Annotated in this window: 1 protein-coding gene; it reads left to right on the top strand. The window is 66.8% G+C overall.

What is annotated here, in order from left to right; genetic code table 11:
• Positions 1-397 (top strand): CsoS2 family carboxysome shell protein (locus tag HF921_RS12970; RefSeq protein WP_215893977.1); only part of this gene is annotated, 397 nt, incomplete at both ends.

Below are 397 nucleotides of genomic sequence, written 5' to 3'. Positions count from 1 at the left end.
GCGCCGACACATTTGAATCCTTTTGCGCAACCCGGCCGGCGCTTACGCCGGCCAAGGTCGGCGTAAGCGCCACCGAGGCGGGTCAGCGCGTGAGTGGAACCGAAGTCGGACGCAGCGTCAGGGTGACCGGGGATGAACCCGGATCCTGCCGCAAGCTCACCGGCAGCCCATATTACCAGCCGGAGTCGTTCGGCGGCCTGTGTCGCGACGGCGGCAACGCTCCGCACAAGGTGAGCGTGATGAGTACGCTGCGCGAGCAGGTTTTGACCGGTACGGAAACGGCCCCCGGAGAGCGCGTGACGGGTACGGAACGTGGGGCCTGCGCCAGTGTGACGGGCACAGAATCTGCCGGACTGGCGCAATATCAGGCCTGCAACCGCAAGCCCGTTCCCGGAGC

This window comes from Acidithiobacillus ferriphilus (genome assembly GCF_018854775.1).
Classification (GTDB): Bacteria; Pseudomonadota; Gammaproteobacteria; order Acidithiobacillales; family Acidithiobacillaceae; genus Acidithiobacillus; species Acidithiobacillus ferriphilus.
This window is presented reverse-complemented; position numbering and strand designations above follow the sequence as displayed.